The sequence below is a fragment of the Vibrio sp. 1S139 genome, assembly GCF_041439475.1.
Taxonomy (GTDB): Bacteria; Pseudomonadota; Gammaproteobacteria; order Enterobacterales; family Vibrionaceae; genus Vibrio; species Vibrio crassostreae_C.
This window is the reverse complement of record NZ_JBGOOD010000129.1, coordinates 1-3,616: the sequence shown is the minus strand read 5'-3', so window position 1 is coordinate 3,616 and position 3,616 is coordinate 1. Positions and strand designations below refer to the sequence as shown.

General features: G+C 53.8%; 5 protein-coding genes. All 5 read right to left on the bottom strand.

What is annotated here, in order from left to right; all coding sequences use genetic code 11:
• Positions 1-55: 55 nt before the first annotated feature.
• The 5 genes from ACED46_RS21520 to ACED46_RS21500 all read right to left on the bottom strand — a co-directional run bounded on the left by ACED46_RS21520 (position 56) and on the right by ACED46_RS21500 (position 3,355).
• Positions 56-631 carry a hypothetical protein gene (locus ACED46_RS21520; protein ID WP_371722417.1) on the bottom strand — a complete coding sequence of 192 codons (576 nt, stop codon included), beginning with the start codon at positions 629-631 and terminating at the stop codon, positions 56-58.
• Between the two features lie 65 nt (positions 632-696).
• Positions 697-1,782: a DUF6094 domain-containing protein gene (locus ACED46_RS21515; RefSeq protein WP_371722416.1), complete on the bottom strand. Its 1,086-nt coding sequence runs from the start codon at positions 1,780-1,782 to the stop codon at positions 697-699.
• A complete protein-coding gene (locus tag ACED46_RS21510; protein WP_371722415.1) occupies positions 1,782-2,369 on the bottom strand; it encodes a DUF3275 family protein in 588 nt (195 codons plus the stop codon). The genes ACED46_RS21515 and ACED46_RS21510 overlap by 1 nt, the downstream gene beginning before the upstream one ends.
• Before the next feature lie 70 nt (positions 2,370-2,439).
• Positions 2,440-2,958 (bottom strand): DNA repair protein RadC, encoded by a 519-nt coding sequence (radC, locus tag ACED46_RS21505; protein ID WP_102425254.1) that lies wholly within the window; start codon positions 2,956-2,958, stop codon positions 2,440-2,442.
• A gap of 76 nt (positions 2,959-3,034) precedes the next feature.
• Positions 3,035-3,355, bottom strand: a complete 321-nt coding sequence (locus ACED46_RS21500) for a hypothetical protein (RefSeq protein WP_371722414.1) — start codon at positions 3,353-3,355, stop codon at positions 3,035-3,037.
• Positions 3,356-3,616 lie beyond the last annotated feature (261 nt).

Genomic DNA, 3,616 nt, shown 5'->3' with positions numbered 1-3,616 from the left:
ATCTGTGTTGAGGCTTGAAAGTCAATGAGTCGATTTAAAGACGCTTACGATTCATTCATAGCATCGCTCCTTGCGGTACGGTTAATACGCCTTGCTGCAGCGCTTCACTGACTAAGGGCTCCATCACGTCAATCTGCAAGTCCAAGTGATACGCAAATACCCCATAGGAGGGCAGCTCGTGAATCATGGATTGCAGTCTCGGTTGTAGGGCTGGTTGCCAATGCTCTAACAGCGGCAAATGACACAGCTTCTTGAGCGTTGGCCACAACGCGGTGTGAGACAGCGGGGTTTGACTCATCACCGTCATACTTTGACCGCTCGGTTTCAGTAACGACGGATGAATCAGCCAGGTGTGCACCCATTCACCCACAGGCGTGTGTTTGGGTAACCGCGTGGTACGTTTGGTGAGTGACTTCGCTTGGGCAAAGTCGAGCACCAGATTGCTTTCAGGCAATTTGACGGTCATGACGCGTATTCCGCCCTCGCTCATCGGTAGCGTGAGCGCGGCGAAAAAGTGTTGCATGGCGCCATCGCGTCCCCATACGGAGAGAAATTGCACTTGGTTATCAGCGGTGGTGACCACCGCATCGAGATAAAGCCCGTTATCGAGCGAAATCAGTGGAGTCTTCATGGCTTAGTTCCTTATAAAAAATAAGGCGCCTTCCCGTCAGGAAAAGCGCCTGACGGGCAGTGAAGTTATTGTATGACGACGATGCGACCAAAGCGCTCACCGGGGGTGAGGTCAATCGCTCGAATGAGCGGTTGAAATTGGTCTATCACGGTGGTGATGGTTTGACTCTCATCAACCGTGGTCACGGTGCGCTGCACCTTTTGAGTGCCGCCTTTGACCAGCAGGGTCTGAGCGCCATCGTTGCTGTGCACCTTGCCGGCAATTTGTCCCGCCGCGAGCGACAACGACAAATGCCAAGGTGACAGTTTTCTTAACGGCCGAGGCACTTGGTGGTGCCTCGCGAGGTTAAATTGAGTATCAAAGGTCGGCCAAAGCCCCCCATGCGCCCCAAACGCTTGCTCTAGTTGCCCGGTGTCTGGCCGTATCATTTCAAACCGAAATGGCGCGTCATTGACCGGGGCTATCTCAAACGGTCGAGCAGGGTGAGGCTGTATTGCCTTACCTTCGCCAGCGCTTACCAACAGGGTCGCCGTTTGTGTGCGCTCCGCTTGATGCTCAGGCCCTCTCATGTCCGCTTTGCGCCCTAAGATGACCACTTGTTTAAAGCGGCCCGTTGAGGCGGCGAACACCTCGACCTGTCGTAGCCGCATCGCAAGATAACGGCTAAATGCAGGCGAGAGAGAGGGATAGGGCACCACCAACGCCAATACGCCGTCACGCTTTAGCGTGGGGAGCAGGCGTTGAGTGAACTGCACTTCCAGTCTGGCCATGTCACGATGCTGCTTGTCCACCTGGTCGGTGACCACCGCGCCATACGGCGGGTTTAAAAACAGCAACGTTTGACTGCCTGAGCCGATTTGTGTGTCAAACGCATTGCTGCGCAGCACCGAATCAAGACATTGACTGGCAGTGACGGCTCGCGCCTCATCCAGCTCCACCCCATAGGTGTGAAGCGCGCTCTGCTCATGGTCGACGATTTGACTCGCCAACTGAGCCAGCGCCTTGCCTTCCCCGCAACACGGGTCGAGCAAGCGCTGAGTGCCCGCTTTGAACCGCAGCCGCTTAGCTATCTGGGTTAAGGTCGCCTCATCGGTCGGGTAATACCCGTCTTTAAGGTAGTTGTGCGCCACGCGCGGGTGCATCACGGCCATTAGCTTGCCTCCTCATCATGGCGTTGACGCATCCAATGCTGCGATTTGGGCTCAAACTTCCACACGCGTTCATCATTGATGCGACGCTTGAGGTAAGCCAGTTGTTTGCCCATCACTTCTCGCCCCACTTCTGGGGTGAGTTTGACGATGTCACCAATGTGACTTGGTAATGGCCACAGCGCCCCAAACAAGCTGACTAAGTCCTCTTGACTCTCTTGGGACGACGCCAACGCCTGACTGGCCACGTCTCGCTGCTCGGTCAGTTGCTGCTGCGCCTTGCGTTCTTTGGCTAACGGATCTTCTTCCATTGGCTCGTCTCGTGGCAGCGCCTCTTCTTTGTAATCACTGAGCCAAATGCCGTTAAGCTCGGCGCGCGTTTCAATCACAAATCGGTTGCTGGTTTGATAGCTGCCCGGATAAATACGTTGTAATCCAAAGGTGCCTTGATAGGTGCCTTCGCTGTATTCATCTAAGACCGCGTCTCGAACGGAGAATTGACCAATGTCGGTATCGAGCATGGCGACGTTAAAGTCGCCATAACGCCCGCTAACGGTTTTGATGGTGAGTGTGCCGGGTACTTGGACCATGTTGGCCTCCTGAGTTAAACGTCAAAAGGCCTCCCACCGGAAGGCCTCTCCGGTTAGGGAATAGTAAAAGTTAAAGCCAGCCGCGCTCAGCAAACGAGGTGACGGTTTCACCGACCACAAAGTGGTCGAGGATGCGCACGTCAATCAGTGCCAGAGCATCCGACAATTGCCGTGTGATGCGCCGGTCCGCCTGACTGGGCTCGCTGCATAGGCTAGGGTGGTTATGACATAAAATGACCGAGGTGGCATTCCAAAGTAGGGCGCGTTTCACGACCTCTCTGGGATAGACACTGGCCGAGTTAACGGTGCCATAAAACAATATCTCAAACTCAATCAACTGATGTTGAGTGTTAAGAAAGAGTACGCCAAAGACTTCTCTGTCCATCCCCTGCAGTAAACCACTGAGGGTGCGTTTCGTTTGCTCCGGGCTGTCTAAGGTGACGCCGCGTGATAAACGGTCGATGGCGATGGCTTTTGCCATATCCAGCAGTTCATCGGGGCTCACCGGCTCGGTGAGTTGGTAGTATTCGCCAGGGGCGTCTTGCAGCTCTTGCAATTTGCCTTGGCCATAGGAGGATTGGTATCGCATACAGGTGCTCCTAATAAAAAGGAGCCCCCTCATGGGTAAAGGTGGTGCAAAGCACCACCGTATTGACGGTCAGTGATTATGCGTCGTGCACCTCGTCCTCTTTGGTCGTGATGATGAGCATAGGTTGATCGTATTGGTCTCGCTCAATGCTCGCAATTAAGTCGAGTGAGCGGTTGACGTACAGATTATCGAGGCTGGGTGGTTGGCACACCGTAAAGGGCACCTGCGACTGAGCCGGCACATCAACCGCTTGAAAGTACGCTTGTTGACTGATGCCGGTGTACGGGAAGTAAAAGCCCGCGTCCTTGGCTGTGGATGTGATATCAATAAAGCCCGATGGATCGAGGGCGTCATTAAGTACATAGTGACCAAATAGCGGTGGGGTAGTTTGACTCATAATCGCTCCTAATAAAAAAGGAGCGCCCCCTTTAGGAGAAAGCTCCTAAAAAGGTGAGGTGATTCGGCAAGATAGCTTGAGTGTTAACGTCTTTGGCGTGCGAACTTCATGCGAAGGATCGGCGCCGCGTTGCGTTGAAACAGTGTCCAATGCGCAGCAAAAAACGTCATGGGTGCATGACTTTTCCAAACCAGCCAAAAGACCAGTAGAAAGATGCCCCAAAAAACGAAGTTATCGAGTAGGGTTGTGTAGTCCATGTGT

Coding starts and splice junctions, on each gene's coding strand:
- ACED46_RS21520 (WP_371722417.1), bottom strand. CDS start 631: ATGAAGACTCCACTGATTTCGCTCGATAACGGGCTTTATCTCGATGCG.
- ACED46_RS21515 (WP_371722416.1), bottom strand. CDS start 1,782: ATGGCCGTGATGCACCCGCGCGTGGCGCACAACTACCTTAAAGACGGG.
- ACED46_RS21510 (WP_371722415.1), bottom strand. CDS start 2,369: ATGGTCCAAGTACCCGGCACACTCACCATCAAAACCGTTAGCGGGCGT.
- radC (WP_102425254.1), bottom strand. CDS start 2,958: ATGCGATACCAATCCTCCTATGGCCAAGGCAAATTGCAAGAGCTGCAA.
- ACED46_RS21500 (WP_371722414.1), bottom strand. CDS start 3,355: ATGAGTCAAACTACCCCACCGCTATTTGGTCACTATGTACTTAATGAC.